Here is a 17,622-nt window from a genome sequence, read left to right as displayed (position 1 = left end):
AAGGAAAACGGGTGGAACGGGCGCTGACCTCAGCCGCTGGCCGCCTGACGGAAGGCCATGACGGCTTGGTTGCGCAGGGTGCGCAGCAAGGACAGCTCCTTCTCGCTGATCTGCAGGCTGTCGGCCTGGCCCTTGTCGGCGTAGATCAGGCCCAGCACCATGTCGGCTTGGCCGGCCCGCTTCATCACCAGGGGCAGCACGAGGAAGGTGGGGGCCTGCACCCGATCGCGGAACCAGGTGGGCAGGCGGTTGACGATGTTGGGGGCGCTGGCGTCGGCGATCAGGGTGTCGACCTGCTTGAGGCAGACGGCCGTGAACAGCTCCGGATTTTCACCGGGCCGCAGCACGAGCGGCACCTTGAAGAGGTCGCGGACGACATCGGCGCCCTCACCCAGGCCGAGGCGACCGGTGAGCTGACCGGTGCGGGCATCGCGCAGGCAGAACACCACGCGGCGGCAGTTGAGCGCCCGCAGCATGGTCTCCAGAATCATCTGCAGCACGTCGTTGAGGCGGAAGGACTCGACCAGGGAGTTGGTGATGTCCTGGATGCCGTTGGTGAGGATGCTGGTGGCGTCGACGGCGGGCGGTGGCAGATCGGGCGCGAGCGTGCCGGTGTCATCGCCCAGCCCGAGGGCGTCGGGCGTGGGCCCATCGGTTTGCCCGCTGTTGGGGGCATCCACATAAAAGGTGTCGAGCAGGCGCTCGCCGGGTGAGTGCGCGGGCACAGTCAGGTTGAGGGCCTGGGTCAGCTCGGTGAGGCGCTTGCGGGCGCGCGCGGCGGCTTGGCTGACGTCGTCCGACGTGAGGTCGAGCGAGGTGGCATAGGTGCGCGCCAGCTTCGTCAGGGCATCGCCCAGTTTGACGGGCTCGGTGTCGAGCATGGTCTGCGCCATCTGGTTGGCCATGCTCGCCAGCCACCACAGGCGCTCCGGACGCGCGGCCAGGGAGCGTGTCGGCACCCGCCCCTCGGGGCTGCGCATGCAGGCCAGCAAGCCCTCAGGCAAGCCCCAGCTCTGGCCAATGTGCCCCGCCAGTTGTTCGTGGCTGACGCCCAGCACCTTCACCGAGGCCTGGGCATCGCTCAGGGGCTCGGGCTGTTCCTCACTGACCGTGGTCAACGCGCGGATCTGCTCGGCGTCTTCCGGCAGGTAAAAGGCGACCAGCAAGCGGCCGAGGTTGCGGAACAAGGCGCCCAGGAACGCCTCTTCGGCGTCGCGTGACTGGTGCGACAGCTCGCTGGCCAGGGTGCCAGCCATCACGGTGCGCAGGAACTCGACCTTGAGTTGCTGCGCATGGACCTTGTCTTCCATGTGCTCCAGCAGCATCAGGGACAAGGCCAGGTTGCGCACCCCCGCCAGGCCGATCAGGCTCACGGCGCGCGAGACGGTGCTGATGGGATCGGTGCCCGCACGGCGGTAGTGTGCGGTGTTGACCACACGCAAGAGCTTCTGGGTCAGGGCGACGTCCTTGAGGATCTCGTCGCACAGGGTGTGCAGGCTATCGCTCTCGGAACCGGACAGGGATTGGATGCGCGTGATGGACGTGCCCAGCGCCGGAAAGTCGCTCTTGAAGCGCATGCGACGCAGGAGGTAGTCCAGCGTCAGATGGGCTTCGGCGGCGGCGGCAGGAGATGGGGGGGGCGGGCTGACCGGCATGGTGAGAATGTCCTCGATCCCCAATTAGACCTCAATCGGAAGGCGTCATGGCACCGTCACGCCCATCAAGCAAGCTGGGCGTCTTCGACTTGACTGTGCCTGCCCATGTCTCACTCTTCTTCACGTCGCCATTTCGTCATCAAGCTGGCTGCCCTCTCGGCAGCGGGCACCTCGGGCCTGACCCTGTCGGCTTGCGGAGGTGGGGACGATGGTGCTCCGCCGGCCTTCAACTATGGCGTGGCCAGCGGGGATCCTCTGGCGGATCGGGTGATCCTCTGGACGCATGCCCGCTATCCGGATCGCAACGATGCCGTGGCCTTGAGCTGGGAGATCGCCACCGACAATGCCTTCACCCAGATCGTGCGCCAGGGGCAGGCCCAGGCCAGTGCCAGCACCGACTTTACGGTGAAGGTCGATGTGACCGGCCTTTCGGCCAACACCGCTTACCACTTCCGCTTCCGCCAAGGTCGCCACCTGTCCCCGGTGGGCCGCACACGCACCTTGCCCACGGGCAACGTGAGCGAGGTCAAGCTGGCGGTGTTCTCGTGCGCCAACTACCCTGCGGGGTTCTTTAACGTCTACGCCGAAGCAGCGCGCTCGGATGCGCAGTTCGCGGTGCATCTGGGGGACTACATCTATGAGTACGGCGCAACGAAAGCCGATGGCAGCCCGGCCTATGCTTCTGCCAATGCCGCGGCTTTGGGCCGGGTCTCACAACCGACGCAAGAACTGACGCTGTTGAGCCATTACCGCCAACGTCACGCGCAATACAAGTCAGATCCGGACAGCAAGGACCTGCACGCGCGCATGCCGATGATTGCGGTGTGGGACGACCACGAGATCGCCAATGACAGCTACAAGGATGGAGCGGAGAACCACGACCCGATCACCGAAGGCAGTTTTGCGGCGCGCAAGCAGGCGGCCTTGCAGGCGTATCACGAGTGGATGCCGATTCGCACAGGCAGCGACCCCAGCGTCATCTACCGCAGCTTTGACTTCGGCCAGTTGCTCAGCCTGCACATGCTCGACACGCGGCTGATCGGCCGCGACAAGCAGGTGAGCTTTGGTGAGCTGCTCAATCCGGCCACCGCGTCTGCAGCCAAGGACACCCTGACGTCAGGGACGCGTCAGCTGCTGGGCAACACGCAACTGGGCTGGCTGCAAGGGCAGATGCAGGCCTCGACCGCCACCTGGCAGGTGCTGGGGCAACAGGTGCTGATGGGCAACATGGCGTTCCCGGTGTCTGTGTTGAGCACCTTGGAAGGGGGCGATGTGAGCGCTGCGCAGGCCGCCGTCACCGCGTACCTGAGCGCCAAAGCCACCCCAGCCAACCTGCGCACCCCTGAGCAGGATGGCTTGATAAGCCAGACCAAGCTGGGCTACAACCTGGACGCGTGGGATGGGTACCCGGTTGCGCGCGAGACCGTGTTGATGACTGCTTACCAGATGGGCAAAAAGCTGATCACGCTGGCGGGCGACACGCACAACGCCTGGTTCTCGAACCTCAAGCCAGTCAGTGTGCCTGGGGCTCAAGTGGGCGCGGAATTCGCCACCTCCAGCGTCAGCTCACCCGGTCTCGAAGAGTACCTGGCGGCCATTCCGTCAGCTCAGGTCAAATTCATCTTCGAGAACGTGGTGGATGACCTGAAGTGGATGGACCCGTCGCGGCGGGGCTTCCTGAAGATGACCTTCACCCCGACCACCGTCACCGGTGACTGGATCTTCATCAGCACGATCAGCGCACGCAGCTACACGGTCCTGGAGACCGTCCGCCACAGCTACCCGGCTGCGCCAGTCTGATCAAACGTGCACGACGAGGGCTGCGACTGTCAGCCCTGCGCGCGCAAGTAGGCCAGCACGTCCGATGCACCGCCCGCAAACACGATGCGCGCCGCATGCTTTTGTCGCTGGAAGGCGTACATCGGATCGTAATAGCCGTGCAGCAGGGCCTCGATCCACTCACGGTGCAGGCCCACATCGCCCGCGCCCGGCGCTGCCAAGGCAGCCTGCATGATGACTTGCAAACGCTGGTAGCGCTCACCGCCCAGCCGCTGCGCGATCTTCGCCAGACTGCCCAGCAGGTGTTCACGGAAGGCCAGCTCACCCGGCCCCTCGCCATACACCGCCGCGAAGTCAGCCTGCTGCGCCACCACGTAGTCGCTGAGGATGCGCTCGACGCGCTCGGCAAACGGCACCTCCAGCCACACCAACGGGGCCTGCGCCATGGTCTGCCGCAACGCCAGCGGCACCGAGCAGCGGCCAATGTGGGTGCCCTCGTCCTCGACCACGAAGCAGTCATGCCCCCGCGCACGCTTTTTGAGCACGTCAATCGCCAGCACGTTCTCGAAATCGATTTGCCCCGGCTGCCCGGTGGGGCGGCTGCCAAAGCCCGAGCCACGGTGGTTAGCGAGCCCCTCCAAGTCCACGCTATGCGGTAGCTCGTTCAGCAACTCGGTCTTGCCCGAGCCCGTCAGGCCGCCCAGGACCACGAAACGGGACTGCGTGACATCCTGCTGCAACGTCTCGATCAGGAAGCCGCGCATTGCCTTGTAGCCGCCGACCACCCGCGGGTACACGATGCCCGCCTCGGTCTCCAGCCATTGCTGCACGATCTGCGAACGCAGGCCACCGCGGAAGCAGTACAGCAAGCCATCGGGATGCGCCTGAGCAAACTGCGCCCAAGCCGCGATGCGCTCGGCCTTGAGCGCGCCCGACACCAGGCGATGCCCCAGCTCGATCGCCGCCTGCTGACCTTGCTGCTTGTAGCAGGTGCCCACGGCCTGGCGCTCGGCGTCGTTCATCAGCGGCAGGTTGACCACGCCGGGGAACGCGCCCTTGTCGAACTCCACCGGCGCGCGCACGTCCATCATCGGGACGTCGTTGAGGAAGATGGCGCGGTAGTCGTCCCGGTTGAGCGCCGTGCTGCTCGTCATCAACGCACCTCGACCGCGAAGGTCTGTCGCTCGATGAGCTGCCCGATGGGCTGGAGCTTCAGCCCCAGCTCGGCCGCCACCGTGAGGAACTCGGCCTCCCCGTCTGGCGTGACGGCCACCAGCAGCCCGCCACTGGTCTGCGGATCGCACAGCAGCTGCTTTTGCACCTCGGTGATCGGTGCCACCTTGTCGCCATAGCTGTCGAAATTGCGGCCGGTGCCGCCCGGCACACAGCCCTCGGACAGATAGTGTTCGACGCCCGGCAGACGCGGCACGGCCGCATCGTCCACCCAGGCGCTGAGCCCGCTGCCATCAGCCATCTCCACCAGATGGCCGAGCAGGCCAAAGCCCGTCACATCGGTCATGGCTGTCACGCCCGCGAGCTTGCCGAAACGGCTGCCCGCGCGGTTGAGCGTGCACATCCAGTCGCGCGCCAGGCCCACATCCTGCGGCCGCAGCTTGGCCTTCTTCTCGGCCGTGGTCAGGATGCCGATGCCCAGTGGCTTGGTCAGATACAGGCGGCAGCCTGCCGTGGCCGTGTCATTGCGCTTGAGGTGGCGCTTCTCGACCACGCCGGTCACCGCCAGACCAAAAATCGGCTCGGGCGCGTCGATCGAATGGCCGCCGGCCAGCGGGATGCCCGCCTCGTCGCAGATGGAGCGGCCGCCACGCACCACCTCGCGCGCCACCTCGGGTGGCAGTACATTGACGGGCCAGCCCAGGATGGCAATCGCCATCAAGGGGTCGCCGCCCATGGCGTAGATGTCGCTGATCGCGTTGGTGGCGGCGATGCGGCCAAAGTCAAACGGATCGTCGACGATGGGCATGAAGAAATCGGTGGTGGAGACCACGCCGCGCTCGTCGTCCAGCGCATACACCGCCGCATCGTCACGCGAGGCATTGCCCACCCACAGCTTGGGGTCGAGGTGCTGGGCGCCGCTGCCCGCCAGGATCACGTCCAGCACCTTGGGGCTGATCTTGCAGCCGCAACCGGCTCCGTGGCTGTATTGGGTCAGGCGAATGGGCTCGGACATCGGCGGCTTTCTGGAAAAGGAGAACAGCCGCGTACTGTAGCAACAGGGCTCCGGACAAGCCTGGCCCGCTCCGGCCGCCGATCGCTGTGTGGCCTACTTGGGCCCCACCAGACACAAAAAAACCACCCTGAAGGTGGCTGACATGCTGAATCGGTATGGTGCGCCCGGCTGGGATCGAACCAGCAACCCCTGCCTTCGGAGGGCAGTACTCTATCCATTGAGCTACGGGCGCAGCAGCGCGGATTCTAGCAGGGCTCTGTGCGCATGCGTTTCATACAAGGCGACGCTCGACCTATAATGTCCCTTTCAGACGGCCGGTCTTGCCGGTCCGATGTCACCCCCTCACCAACCAGCGCCTCCTGAACACCCCATGAGCCAAGCGCCCCAAACCCAAGAGTCCGGTCATCAAGGCCCGATCAGCACCCCCCAGCAACTGATGGTTGCCGTGGCAGCCGCGTTCATCATCCCGGTGATCATCATCGTGCTGTTGGTGATGTACGTCTCGTCGCACAGCCAGAAGGCCGCCGGCACCAACGCCCTCAGCGCCCAGGCCACCGCCGACCGCATCATGCCCGTGGGCACTGTGCAGATCAAACTGGCATCGGCCAACACCGGCCCACGCAAGGGTGAAGAGGCTTACAAGGCTCAGTGCGCTGCCTGCCACGACGCGGGCATGCTGGGTTCGCCCAAGTTTGGCGATGCCGCGGCTTGGGGCCCTCGCATTGGCCAAGGTCTGACCACGCTGGCCAGCCACGCTCTCCAGGGCTTCAAGGCCATGCCCGCACAAGGCGGTGGCGACATGAGCGACCTGGAAATCACCCGTGCCGCCGCCTTCATGGCCAACGCCGGTGGTGCCAAGTTCGAAGAGCCCGCAGCCCCCGCTGCCGAGGCCGCATCGGCACCCTGAGCCCTCGCTCACGGATCGCTATCGAAAAAGCCGGCTCTTGCAGCCGGCTTTTTTCATGGCACCACCGATGACGCGATCCAGCCTGACAGATCACCCCGCCGCCGGCACCGGCTCGCGCACAAAGCCAAACCGCGAGGGCATGTCGGCGAACGCAATCTCCTGAGGCTCGCCCCACACGCCCGAGGCCACCGCATCCGCGGCCGCGTCCATGTCCATCGAGCGCACCACGCCCAGCCCCATCTCGGTGAGCAAATAGAGCCGCCCCTGCTCGTCCAGCCAGCACGAGCGCACCTCGCCCACGTCCTGACCGGTGTGCGCCTGCACCTCGAACCTGGCGGCCTGCCCGCACACGCCTTCGTCTGCATGGCGGCGGCGCACGCCCAGCACCCACGGCGCCAGCTCCAGCTGCAGGTACACCCGCTGCGGGCCGTTCTGGAAAAACCAGGCGCCCCGCTCATCGGCAGCGTAGTTACGGTGAATGAAGGCCTTGAGCTTGTCGTGCTTGATCAGGCTGCCCTTGAGCTGCGGAAACGGCCCAGCCGCCTGCGTGGGCTCATCGCGCAGATACCAGTCGCCGCGTGCATCCAGCGCCAGCCAACCGTAGCAGTGGGGCACATTGGGCCACTTCTTGATGGCGGCTTTGACGATGTCGTCCATGACAGTCCTCACAAATGTTGTGCGAGCCAGCGGCCCACCGCACGCGGCAGGTCGGCCACATGCCCCGGAAAGCGCCCTTGCGGAAAACCGACATGCCCGCCCTCGTCCGGCTGCCACAGGGTCACGGCCGGCCCCACGTCCTCAAGGCGCGGCAGGCTCTCGGCCGGCACAAAAGGGTCATTGCGGGCATTGAGCACCAACGCCGGCACATGACGCATGGCACGCAAACCGGGTTTGGCAGACGCACGTTGCCAGTAGTCCTCGGTGCTGGCAAAACCATGCACCGGGGCCGTGTAGGCATTGTCGTACTCGTACAGATCCCGCGCGGCCAGCAGGGCATCGACCTTCACCACGCCAGGGTGCGCCCGCGCCTTGGCCAGCGCCTTGGGCTTGAGCGTGCGCAGGAACATGCGCGTGTAGACATGGCGGTTGAAGCCGCGCCCCAGCGCCTGCCCGGCCGCGGTCAGATCCACGGGTGACGAAATCGCCACCACCGCCTTCACCACCGCCCCAGCCTGGCTGCCTGCTTCCTGAGCCCAGCGCAGCAGGGCATTGCCCCCCAGCGACACGCCCACGGCCAGCATCGGGCCGGTGTGGCGCAGGGCCAGCCGGCGCAGCACCCAGTCCAGCTCCTCGTGATCGCCCGAGTGGTACGCCCGCACGGTGCGGTTCATCTCCCCGGAGCAGCCCCGAAAATGCGGCACCACATAGTCCCAGCCTTGCGATTGGGCCCAGTGGGCAAAGGCCCGTGCGTAATGGCTTTGCGACGAGCCCTCCAGCCCATGGAAGAGCACCAGCAAAGGGCGAGGCGCCGGCGCCCCTGCGGGGGCCGCCAGCCAGTCCACATCAATGAAATCCCCATCGGGCGTGTTCCAGCGTTCGCGCTGGTAGCTCACCGTGGCCGTGATCTGATCGGCGCGCGGGTGGCTGTAGAGCGCAGGCCAGATGGTCTGGACGTTGCCGCCCAGGGAACCTGTCCCCATCAACCAGCGCGGCGCCTGGTAGTGCAGCATGGCCTGCTCAGTGCAAGGTCGAGCGTGGCTCGGAGATGTCCGGCAGATCCTGCGGCATGCCGGCGCTGGCGTGGTGCGCCACCATACGCCAGCCCTGCGGCGTGCGCAGGTACACATTGGTGGCGATCACGAAGGCCGTCTGCAAGCCCTCGGACGTCATGGCCTGCACCTTCTCGGTCACGTGGTGCACAGCGCACACCGCCGTCTCCATGCGGCGCACATGCTCGATGGTGATGTGCACCGGCCCGGTCGCCAGCGTGGCCGCAAAGGCCGCCCGCACTGCCACCGTGCCCACCGTGCGCGGCCCACCGGGCGAGACACAAGCGATCTCCTCGTCCTCGGCCCAGCACGCCATCACCTTGTCCACGTCACCATGGCGCATGGCGTCGTAAAACGAGGCTTCGGTGTCGTCGGCCGAGGTCATCAGGGCCTGGGTCGCCTTGAGTGCGCGCGGATCTTTCATGGCAAGCGTCCTTACTTGAACACCACGGTCTTGTGACCGTTCATCAGCACACGGCGCTCGGCATGCCACTTCACGGCACGCGCCAGCACGACACATTCCACATCCCGCCCTACGGCGGTGAAGTCTTCCGGGGTCAGGGTGTGATCCACCCGCTCCACGTCCTGCTCGATGATCGGGCCTTCGTCCAGATCGGCCGTCACATAGTGCGCGGTGGCGCCAATCAGCTTCACGCCCCGATCATGCGCCTGATAGTAAGGCTTGGCACCCTTGAAACTCGGCAAGAAGCTGTGATGGATGTTGATGGCCCGCCCCTTGAGGAAACCGCAGAACTCGGCACTGAGGATCTGCATGTAGCGCGCCAGCACGACCAGGTCGATGCCTTCCTGGCTGACCAGGGCTTCGACCTGCTGCTCCTGGGCGCGTTTGACCTCGGCGCTCGAACCGGTGGGCAGCGGCAGGTGGTGGAAAGGGATGCCATAGCTGGCCGCCAGCTCGGCGTAGTCCGGATGGTTGGAGACGATGGCCGGGATGTCGATTGGCAACCAGCCCGAACGCCAGCGGAACAGCAGGTCGTTGAGGCAGTGCCCGTGCTTGCTGACCATGATCAGGACGCGGGGCTTGCGGGCCAGGGCGTGGATGGCGGCCGTCATCTGGAACTGCTCGCGCACGTGCGAGAACAGGCTCTCCAGCGTGCGGGCATCGGCCAGGTGGTCGGGCGCGGCAAAGTGCACGCGCATGAAGAACAGCCCGGTGCTGTCCTCGCTTTGCACATCGCCAAACTGCTGCGAGTCGATGATGTTGCAGCCGGCCTGATACAGCAGACCCGACACCGCGTGAACGATGCCGGTGGCGTCCCGGCAGGACAGGGTCAGAACGAATTCGTGCGTGGTCTTCATGATGGAGAACGATTGTAGGCCGGGCACATGACGGTTGCTGGTGCACACCGGGTGCGCTCAGCGCGCATACAGGCGCTCGATTTCGGCCGCAAAGCGGCTCATGAGGTTGTTGCGCTTGAGTTTGAGGGTGGGCGTCATCATCGTGTTCTCAATGGTCCAGGGCTCCAGCGTCAAGCACACCTTGCGGGGCACCGCGTAGTGCGGGAAGCTCGACGCGGCCTGCTGGATGCGCGCCAGGGCCGCCTTCACGGCCGCGGGCGCCTGCAGGTTGGCTGGGTCCTTCGGGTCCAGTTGCAGGCTCTGCGCCAGCTGGGCCCACACCTGCGGGTTCATCACCACCACGGCGGCAATGAAGGGACGCTGCTCACCCAGCACAAAGGCCTGCTCGAACAGCGGATCGCCCGTCAGGGCCTGCTCCAGGTCACCCGGTGGCACCTTCTCGCCGGTCGAGGTGACGATGATCTCCTTGATGCGGCCCAAGATGCGGATGCGGCCCTGCTCGATGGCCGCCTGGTCGCCCGTGCCCAGCCAGCCCTCGGGCGACAGGACCTTGGCCGTGTCCTCGGGGCGGTTCAGGTAGCCCTTCATCACGCTGGGACCGCGCACCTGCAACTCGCGGTTTTCGCCAATGCGCACCTCGACGCCCGGCAAGGCGCGCCCCACCGAGGACGGGTCGTTGTCGGTCGGCAGGTTGCAGGCCACCACAGGCGAGGTCTCGGTCATGCCATAGCCCTGTACCAGCGGCATGCCCACGCCCAGGAAGCAGCGCGCCACGGCGGGCGACAAAGGCGCGCCGCCGCTCACGGCCACGCGCAGGCGCCCGCCAAACTGGGCCAGCAAGGGCCGCGCGGCCAGCTTGTCCAGCAGCGGCCATACCAAACCATCGAACATCGACCAGGGGGAAGACGGCACCGTCAGGCCCTGCTGACGACAGAACCGCCGCCAGCCCACGGCCTCGGTCCAGGCAAACAGGCGGGCTTTCAGGGGCGATGTGGCCAGCACCTCCTGCAGGCGCGCCTGCACCCGCTCATAGATGCGCGGCACCGAGATCAGCACGGTGGGGCGCACCTTGCGCAGGTCTTCGCTCAACAGCGCCACCGAGCGCGCATACACCACGCAGGCACCGGCTGCCATCGGCAGGTAGTAGCCCGCGGTGCGCTCGAAGGTGTGCGACAGCGGCAGGAAGGACAGAAACACATCGTCGGCGCGCGGCTGGATCACCGACATCACCGCCTTGACGTTGCTCATCACATTGCGGTGCGTGAGCATCACGCCCTTGGGCTTGCCGGTGGTACCCGAGGTGTAGACGATGGCCGCCAGGTCATCGGCACCAGGCGTCACGGCGCCACGTGCGGGCGTCCCCGCCCCCGTCTGTCCCGCTGCCAGCCAGTCGCGCAGACTCAGCAAACGCGGGCCGGACACGGCCGGCGCATCCGGCACGGCGTTGTCACACACCACCACCGCGCGCAGCGCCGGCAGGTCGGCACCGACGCCGGCAATCGCCTGCCACTGGTCCACGCTTTGCACCACCAACAGCGACACGGCGCTGTCCGACAGGATGTAGGCAATGCTGGCCGGGTTGTCGATCGCGTGCAGGGGCACCGGCGCCCCGCCCTGCGCCAAGGTGGCCAGGTCGATGCTGACGGCGTCCAGCCCGTTGGGCAGCAAGATGGACACGCGCGCACCCTGCGGCAGGTCCATCGCCTGCAAGGCCGACGACCACAGGCTCACCCGCTGCGCCACCTGGGCCCAGTCCAGCGTCACCCAGGCCTGGCTGGCGGGGTCGAAATGACGGTAGGCCGCGGCCTGCGGCGTGAGCCTCACCCGCCAGGCCAACAGGTCGGGCAGGGTTTGCAAGGCGTACAGATCGGAGAGCACCTCGGGCATGATCGGCTCCAGACAGGATCGAAAACGGTCACCAAAAAGGGACACAAGGAATCAGAAAAGACAAAGCCCGGGCGAACCCGGGCTTGCACCAGCGCAATCAGCGGCCCAGCACCTCAGTGCGCGTGCACGTGCTCGCCGTCTTTGAGCTTGTAGACGGTGCCACAGTAAGGGCACTTGCCTTCGCCGGTGGCCACCACGTCAATGTAGACGCGAGGGTGGTTGCTCCACAGCGCCTGCTTGGGGTTCGGGCAAAACACCACGCCCGGCCCTTGCAGGTCGGCCGCGCCCACTTCCACCACGGCTTTGGGAGATTGTGCGTTCGAGCTCATGTTCCAAGTCCTCGGCAATCAGACCAGGGTCAGCCAGTCGGCGTACTTGTCGTTGCGGCCATAGACCACGTCGAAATAGGCCGACTGGATCTTCTCGGTGATGGGGCCACGCGAGCCGGCACCGATCTGGACACGATCGAGTTCGCGGATCGGGGTCACTTCAGCGGCTGTGCCGGTGAAGAAGGCCTCGTCGGCGATGTAGATCTCATCGCGGGTGATGCGCTTTTCCTTGAGCTCCAGGCCCAGGTCCTTGCAGATCGCGGTCACGGTCTTGCGGGTGATGCCGTTCAAGGCGCCAGCCGACAGGTCGGGGGTGTAAACCACGCCTTCCTTGACCACAAACACGTTCTCGCCCGAGCCTTCGGAGACGAAACCGGCCGTGTCCAGCAGCAGGGCTTCGTCGTAGCCGTCTTCGGTGGCTTCGAGGTTGGCCAGGATGGAGTTGGTGTAATTGCTCACCGACTTGGCCTGCGTCATCGTGATGTTGACGTGGTGACGGGTGAAGCTGGAGGTCTTGACGCGGATGCCGCGATTCATGCCGTCTTCGCCCAGGTAGGCGCCCCAAGGCCAGGCCGCCACCATCAGGTGCACCTTGGCACCCTTGGGGCTGACGCCCATTTTCTCGGAACCCAGCCACACCAGCGGACGCAGGTAGCCGCTTTCCAGGTTGTTGGCCTTGATCACGTCGATCTGGGCCTGCATGACCTCATCGAGCGTGAAGGGCATGGGCATGCGCAGGATCTTGGCGCTGTTGAACAGGCGCTCGGTGTGCTCACGCAGACGGAAAATCGCGGTGCCCTTGGCGGTCTTGTAGGCGCGCACGCCTTCGAAAGCGCCGCAGCCATAGTGCAGCGTGTGGGTCAGCACGTGGACTTTGGCGTCGCGCCACTCCACCAGTTTGCCGTCCATCCAGATCTTGCCGTCGCGATCGTCCATCGACATGGGGGGGAATCCTTCTCAAAGGTGTCGCCACCCGTGTGGCGCTCATCGAACTTTAAATTGTAGCGCCTGGGGGTCAGGCGGAGGTGGCTTCCGCAGGCTGAATCAGGCGTTCGCTGCCCCGCTGCCGGAAGTCAGGCACCCGCAGGCGGGTGTGGCGCGCAATCATGAGCTCCTCGTTGGTCGGGATCACCCACACGCTGACCGGGCTGTCGGGCAGGCTGATGCGGTGCGGCTGTCCCGGCTCGGCGGGCCCGGCCGTGTTGGCCGCCTCGTTCAGCTTCACCCCCAGCCAAGCCGCGTCGTGGCAGATGCGCGCCCGGATGGCCGGCGCATGCTCGCCAATGCCGGCGGTGAAGACCAGACTGTCCAGACCGCCCAGCGCAGCCGCCAGCGAGCCCAGCTCGCGCTGGATGCGGTACACGTACAAATCGACGGCCTCGTGCGCCGCCGCGTGGTCGCTGGCCAGCAAGGTGCGCATGTCCGACGACAGGCCCGAGACCCCCAACAGGCCTGACTGCTTGTAGAGCAGGGTTTCAATCTGGCGGGCGTCCAGGCCCCGCTCGTCCATCAGCCACAGCAGCACGCCGGGGTCGATGTTGCCGCAGCGGGTGCCCATGGGCAGGCCGTCCAGCGCGGTAAAACCCATGGTGCTGGCCACGCTGCGCCCGTGCTGCAAGGCACACATGCTGGCCCCATTGCCCAGGTGCAGCACCACGGTGCGGCCCTTGGCCGCATGACGGTCCACCTGCGGCAACTGCGAGGCAATGTACTCATACGACAGGCCATGAAAGCCATAGCGCTGCACGCCCGCGTGGTGGAACTCGCGCGGCAGCGCAAAGCGTTGCGACACCTCGGGCGCGCTGGTGTGGAAAGCCGTGTCGAAACAGCCCACCTGAGGGATGCGCGGCGCCAGCTTCATCAAGGCGCGCACCGGCGCCAGGTTGTGAGGCTGATGCAGCGGCGCCAGTGGCACCAGCTCGGCCAGTTGCTCGACCACCGCCGGCGTCAGCACCACTGGCTCCTGGAAGGCCACGCCGCCATGCACGATCCGATGCCCCACCGCCACCACCTGGATGCGGTGCAGGAACTGCGGCATGATTTTCAAGAGATGGGCCAGGGCGGCCTCGTGGTCAAAACCAGCATCCCCGGACCACTGCTGGTCGAGCATCACCTCACCGCGCACATTGCACACCTTCAGACGTGGCGCCGTGCCGATGCCCTCGATCTGCCCATGGAACAGGTGGCGAAAGATCCGTGCCGTGAACACCGAGAACTTCAGGCTTGACGAGCCTGCGTTGAGCACTGCAATGGCGTCGGTCGTCATCGTGCGTGCCCTCCCCTTATGAGGCCAAGGCCGCGGCGGCAGCTTGCGCACGCGCGTGCGCCACCAGCTTGAGCACGGCGGTCGATGCCAGGCGCATGCGCACCGAGTCGGCCCGGCTGGTCAGCACGATGGGCACCCGCGCACCCAACACGATGCCGGCACTGTCGGCCCCAGCCAGGTATTGCAACTGCTTGGCCACCATGTTGCCCGCCTCGATGTTGGGCACCACCAGGATGTCGGCCAGCCCCGCAACCTGGGACTTGATGTGCTTGGTGCGCGCCGCTTCCACGCTCACGGCATTGTCAAAGGCCAGCGGCCCGTCGATGAGACCGCCCGTGATCTGGCCGCGATCGGCCATCTTGCACAGCATGGCCGCATCGATGGTGGCCTGCATCTCGGGATTGACCATTTCCACCGCGGCCAGGATGGCCACCTTGGGCTCGGGCACACCCAGCACCTGCGCCAGGTCGATGGCGTTTTGCACGATGTCGACCTTGTCGCGGATGGTGGGGGCAATGTTGACCGCCGCATCCGTCACCAGCAGCATGCGCGGGTAAGCCGGCACGTCCATCACGAACACATGGCTGATGCGCCGCGCGGTACGCAGGCCGGTGGCCGAGGCCACGACCGCCGCCATCAGCTCGTCGGTGTGCAAGCTGCCTTTCATCAAAGCCTGGACCTCACCCGAGCGCGCCAGCGCCACGGCCACATCGGCCGCCTCATGGCTGTGCTCGGTGTCAACGAGGCGCCAGGGTGACAGATCCCAGCCGCCCGCCTGCGCCACCGCACGGATCTTGGCCTGCGGCCCCACCAGCACAGGCTCGATCAGCCCACGCTGAGCCGCAGCCACCGCGCCGCCCAAGGAGTCCGCATCACAAGGATGGACCACCGCGCAGCGTACGGCCGGCAGATGCTCGCACGCACGGAACAGGCGCCCGAACACGTCGTTGGGATGTTGGACGTCGCCGGTGAGCGCGTCGGGCTGGGCGGTAGGCAGGGAGAGATTCGTCATTGCAGAGGTCGTTGGGGCCAAAGAAGTCAGATGTTCCGGGGTCAGGATGACAAGCATAGGTCGGAATCCCTCGGAAACCCTGCGCCGACACGGGCTTCAGGCCCTCATTTGCAATTTAAGACGACTGGTCATATTATTTACACCATGGCCCGCACCGCTGACAAAACCGACATCCCCCGCCGCCTCACCGAGGCCGGCCATACGCTGTTCACGCGCTGCGGCTACCACGCCACCGGCATCCAGCAGATCACCGACCAGGCGGGCGTGCCCAAAGGCTCCTTCTACAACCACTTCGAGAGCAAGGAAGCCTTCGCTGCAGCCATCATTGCGCACTACGCGCGGTGGGTGGACGAGGCCTGGGAGCGCTGCCTGAGCGACGCGCCACCTGGCGCCCACGATGCGGTGCGCCACGTCTTCACCCGCTTCATCGCGCACCACGAGCAGCAAGGCTGCCAGGGCTGTCTGGTGGGCAATTTCGCCGCCGAAGTGGCCGAAACCAGCGCCCTGTGCTGCGGCGTCCTGAACACCGCGCTGTCGGGCTGGCGCACGCGCCTGGCCGAGCTGCTGCGCCGCGCCCAGGCCGAAGGCAGCGTGCGCACCGACGTCGATGCCGACACCCTGGCCACCTTCTTCTGGGACGCCTGGGAAGGGGCCTTGCTGCGCATGAAGATCGAACACCACACCCAAGCCCTCAAGGACACGGTCGCGCTGATGCTCGACCACCTGCTGCGTCCTTGATTTTTTCTTCCACGGAGACCTTTACATGAGCAACTTGTTCCAGCCCTTCCAACTGGGCCCCATCACCCTGGCCAACCGCGTGGTCATGGCCCCCCTGACCCGCAGCCGCGCCGAAGCCGGCAACGTGCCCGGCCCGCTGACGGTCGAGTACTACACCCAGCGCGCCACCATGGGCCTGATCATTGCCGAAGCCACCCAGGTGTCGGCCACGGCCCAGGGCTATCCCAACACCCCCGGCCTGCACACCGCCGAACAGGTGGCCGGCTGGCGCAAGGTGACCGACGCCGTTCACGCCCAGGGCGGCAAGATTTTCGTGCAACTGTGGCACGTCGGCCGCATGTCGCACACCGCCTACCAGCCCGACGGCCAGGCCCCCGTGGCCCCCTCGGCCATTGCCGCCAAGGCCAAGACCTTCGTGCCCGGCCAGGGCATGGTCGATTGCTCCACCCCGCGTGCGCTGAGAACGGCCGAGATCGCTGGCGTGGTCAAGGACTTCCGTACCGCGGCACGCAACGCCATCGAAGCCGGCTTTGACGGCGTGGAAATCCATGGCGCCCACGGCTACCTGCTGGACGCCTTCCTGCGCGACGGCTCGAACCAGCGCACCGACCAGTACGGTGGCAGCATCGAAAACCGCGCCCGCTTCCTGCTGGAAGTGATGACCGCCGTCACCGCCGAGATCGGCGCCGACCGCGTGGGCATCCGCCTCTCGCCCGTCTCGCCCGTCAATGACTCCAGCGAGAGCAACCCGCAGCCGCTGTTCGAGTACGTGGTGCGCGAGCTGGAAAAGCTGCACCCGGTCTTCCTGCACGTGGTCGAAGGCCACACCGGTGGCCCGCGTGACAACGCCCCGTTCGACTACGACGCCCTGCGCAAGCTCTACAGCGGCGTCTGGATGGTCAACAACGGCTACTCCAACGTGATGGCCCAAGAGGCGGTGGCCAGTGGCCACGGCGATCTGGTGTCCTTCGGTCGCCCCGCCCTGTGCAACCCCGATCTGGTGCGCCGCCTGAAGGAAAACGCGCTGCTCAACGAGCCGTTTGCCGACACCGGCTTCTACGGCGGCAGTGGCCCGCACGGCTACACCGACTACCCTTTCCTGCCTGCGTGACGCCAAGGCGTTGGACATCGTCGCTCCAGTTTCTATAATGAAGCGTGCGCTGTCATCGCCCCTTCGCGGGCACGCTTCCCGTCAATGAGGAGGCAGCGTGCCCGCGGCCCGGGGCGGTAACCAGCGATTGAGCGCGAATTTGAGGGTGTAAAACACCACGACCGAGCCCAGGAAATCGCCGGTTGCCATGACCCAGAAGCCTGACCAGTCATGCCCCACCGGATCACGCAAATGAAACCAGACGTGGTGCATCAAGGGACTGGCCAGCGAATACACGACAATGCAGATCAACAGCTTGCCGGCCGTCAGGTTGATCAGGTTGCCTTGCAGGCCAAAAAAGCGCCGCGCCATGATGTACACGCTGTAAGGCGCCACGGCCGCGATGATCCCGCCCACGAAAGAGCGGGGAAAATCATCCGGGAAGAAAAGCGAGAAATTGACGCACCAGGCGGACAGCAACAAGCCGATGGCCCCCGAGAACCCAAACAGCAAGGTTGCCAGCAGGCGCACCCCAGCGGGCAGATAAACCCAGTTGATGCCGGGGATGAACTCGAGCGTCTTGAAAAGGGCATGGTTCACCCCCACCATCGTCAAGAAGGCGACAAAGGTAACCATGATCATGCCCAGGTAAAGACCGAGCCGCGACAGGATTGTCATAAAATATATACGTTCCAGGGTATCCATCATAAGTCAAGCCCTCCAGACCCCTCCCACAAGGAAG

The 17,622-nt window shown here is 65.9% G+C and carries 17 protein-coding genes and 1 tRNA gene; 4 read left to right on the top strand and 14 right to left on the bottom strand.

Annotated features, from left to right (window positions below):
* Nucleotides 1-29 precede the first annotated feature (29 nt).
* Nucleotides 30-1,655 carry an HDOD domain-containing protein gene (locus AC3WW4_RS03825; RefSeq protein ID WP_488827057.1) on the bottom strand — a complete coding sequence of 542 codons (1,626 nt, stop codon included), beginning with the start codon at nucleotides 1,653-1,655 and terminating at the stop codon, nucleotides 30-32.
* Between the two features lie 105 nt (nucleotides 1,656-1,760).
* Here AC3WW4_RS03825 and AC3WW4_RS03820 point away from each other — a divergent pair, with 105 nt between their 5' ends.
* Nucleotides 1,761-3,455, top strand: a complete 1,695-nt coding sequence (locus tag AC3WW4_RS03820; RefSeq protein ID WP_488827056.1) for an alkaline phosphatase D family protein — start codon at nucleotides 1,761-1,763, stop codon at nucleotides 3,453-3,455.
* 29 nt (nucleotides 3,456-3,484) lie between these two features.
* Here AC3WW4_RS03820 and mnmH read toward each other — a convergent pair whose 3' ends face one another.
* From mnmH to AC3WW4_RS03805, 3 genes are all read right to left on the bottom strand, one after another.
* On the bottom strand, nucleotides 3,485-4,588 hold the full coding sequence (mnmH, locus tag AC3WW4_RS03815) for a tRNA 2-selenouridine(34) synthase MnmH (protein ID WP_488827055.1): 1,104 nt from the start codon (nucleotides 4,586-4,588) through the stop codon (nucleotides 3,485-3,487).
* Complete coding sequence (selD, locus tag AC3WW4_RS03810; RefSeq protein ID WP_488827054.1) at nucleotides 4,588-5,622, bottom strand: selenide, water dikinase SelD; 1,035 nt, start codon at nucleotides 5,620-5,622, stop codon at nucleotides 4,588-4,590. The genes mnmH and selD overlap by 1 nt, the downstream gene beginning before the upstream one ends.
* A gap of 156 nt (nucleotides 5,623-5,778) precedes the next feature.
* Nucleotides 5,779-5,854, bottom strand: a tRNA-Arg gene (locus AC3WW4_RS03805).
* A 138-nt stretch (nucleotides 5,855-5,992) separates the two neighbouring features.
* Here AC3WW4_RS03805 and AC3WW4_RS03800 point away from each other — a divergent pair.
* Nucleotides 5,993-6,529, top strand: coding sequence for a c-type cytochrome (locus AC3WW4_RS03800; protein WP_488827053.1), 537 nt, complete (start codon nucleotides 5,993-5,995; stop codon nucleotides 6,527-6,529).
* A 90-nt stretch (nucleotides 6,530-6,619) separates the two neighbouring features.
* Here AC3WW4_RS03800 and AC3WW4_RS03795 read toward each other — a convergent pair whose 3' ends face one another.
* The 9 genes from AC3WW4_RS03795 to AC3WW4_RS03755 all read right to left on the bottom strand — a co-directional run bounded on the left by AC3WW4_RS03795 (nucleotide 6,620) and on the right by AC3WW4_RS03755 (nucleotide 15,052).
* Nucleotides 6,620-7,186: a DUF2946 family protein gene (locus AC3WW4_RS03795; RefSeq protein WP_488827052.1), complete on the bottom strand. Its 567-nt coding sequence runs from the start codon at nucleotides 7,184-7,186 to the stop codon at nucleotides 6,620-6,622.
* 8 nt (nucleotides 7,187-7,194) lie between these two features.
* Nucleotides 7,195-8,199, bottom strand: coding sequence for a YheT family hydrolase (locus AC3WW4_RS03790; protein ID WP_488827051.1), 1,005 nt, complete (start codon nucleotides 8,197-8,199; stop codon nucleotides 7,195-7,197).
* A gap of 7 nt (nucleotides 8,200-8,206) precedes the next feature.
* Nucleotides 8,207-8,662, bottom strand: coding sequence for a YybH family protein (locus AC3WW4_RS03785; RefSeq protein WP_488827050.1), 456 nt, complete (start codon nucleotides 8,660-8,662; stop codon nucleotides 8,207-8,209).
* 11 nt (nucleotides 8,663-8,673) lie between these two features.
* Nucleotides 8,674-9,558 carry a formyltetrahydrofolate deformylase gene (gene purU, locus AC3WW4_RS03780; RefSeq protein ID WP_488827049.1) on the bottom strand — a complete coding sequence of 295 codons (885 nt, stop codon included), beginning with the start codon at nucleotides 9,556-9,558 and terminating at the stop codon, nucleotides 8,674-8,676.
* A 57-nt stretch (nucleotides 9,559-9,615) separates the two neighbouring features.
* Entirely contained in the window at nucleotides 9,616-11,445 is a 1,830-nt protein-coding gene (locus AC3WW4_RS03775; RefSeq protein ID WP_488827048.1) for an AMP-dependent synthetase/ligase, read from the bottom strand.
* A gap of 113 nt (nucleotides 11,446-11,558) precedes the next feature.
* Nucleotides 11,559-11,774, bottom strand: a complete 216-nt coding sequence (locus AC3WW4_RS03770) for a zinc-finger domain-containing protein (protein ID WP_488827047.1) — start codon at nucleotides 11,772-11,774, stop codon at nucleotides 11,559-11,561.
* A gap of 18 nt (nucleotides 11,775-11,792) precedes the next feature.
* A complete protein-coding gene (locus AC3WW4_RS03765; protein WP_488827046.1) occupies nucleotides 11,793-12,716 on the bottom strand; it encodes a branched-chain amino acid transaminase in 924 nt (307 codons plus the stop codon).
* Between the two features lie 73 nt (nucleotides 12,717-12,789).
* Nucleotides 12,790-14,040 (bottom strand): acetate/propionate family kinase, encoded by a 1,251-nt coding sequence (locus AC3WW4_RS03760; RefSeq protein WP_488827045.1) that lies wholly within the window; start codon nucleotides 14,038-14,040, stop codon nucleotides 12,790-12,792.
* Between the two features lie 16 nt (nucleotides 14,041-14,056).
* Nucleotides 14,057-15,052 (bottom strand): bifunctional enoyl-CoA hydratase/phosphate acetyltransferase, encoded by a 996-nt coding sequence (locus tag AC3WW4_RS03755; protein ID WP_488827044.1) that lies wholly within the window; start codon nucleotides 15,050-15,052, stop codon nucleotides 14,057-14,059.
* Nucleotides 15,053-15,196: 144 nt separating this feature from the next.
* On the opposite strand from AC3WW4_RS03755, the gene AC3WW4_RS03750 reads away from it, so the two are divergent.
* The gene (locus AC3WW4_RS03750) at nucleotides 15,197-15,790 is read left to right on the top strand and encodes a TetR/AcrR family transcriptional regulator (protein WP_488827043.1); all 594 of its coding nucleotides are present in this window, start codon (nucleotides 15,197-15,199) and stop codon (nucleotides 15,788-15,790) included.
* 25 nt (nucleotides 15,791-15,815) lie between these two features.
* A complete protein-coding gene (locus AC3WW4_RS03745) occupies nucleotides 15,816-16,901 on the top strand; it encodes an alkene reductase (protein WP_488827042.1) in 1,086 nt (361 codons plus the stop codon).
* Between the two features lie 81 nt (nucleotides 16,902-16,982).
* On the opposite strand, the gene AC3WW4_RS03740 is transcribed toward AC3WW4_RS03745, so the two are convergent.
* Nucleotides 16,983-17,588, bottom strand: a complete 606-nt coding sequence (locus tag AC3WW4_RS03740) for a hypothetical protein (protein WP_488827041.1) — start codon at nucleotides 17,586-17,588, stop codon at nucleotides 16,983-16,985.
* Nucleotides 17,589-17,622: the final 34 nt, after the last annotated feature.

This window comes from Aquabacterium sp. TM01 (genome assembly GCF_057808345.1).
The sequence above is the reverse complement of the archived record's forward strand: the minus strand, read 5'-3'. Positions and strand labels throughout refer to the sequence as shown.